Genomic DNA, 242 nt, shown 5'->3' with positions numbered 1-242 from the left:
TTGGGCGTAAACGCATCCGCGCCGCTTCGATGATTGCCTCTATCGGCGTTTTCCCTTCTTTCTGCATCATCTCAACGGCAAATTCGACAATCAGGATGGCGTTTTTGGCGGAAAGCCCGATGGTGGTCAGCAAACCAACCTGGAAGTAGACGTCATTACTTAAGCCGCGCAGATCGGTGGCCAGTAATGCGCCAACGACGCCTAACGGAACAACCAACATCACCGAGAACGGAATTGACCAG

The 242-nt window shown here is 52.9% G+C and carries 1 protein-coding gene; it reads right to left on the bottom strand.

Annotated features, from left to right (window positions below; genetic code table 11):
• Window positions 1-242, bottom strand: a 242-nt coding sequence (locus KI356_RS29030) for an efflux RND transporter permease subunit (RefSeq protein WP_212937096.1), incomplete at both ends; no start/stop codon positions are given.

Source organism: Bacillus hominis (assembly GCF_018332515.1).
In the GTDB taxonomy this organism is placed as follows: domain Bacteria; phylum Bacillota; class Bacilli; order Bacillales; family Bacillaceae_G; genus Bacillus_A; species Bacillus_A hominis.
Note: the sequence above shows the minus strand (reverse complement) of the source record. Positions and strands in the feature narration are given on the sequence as shown.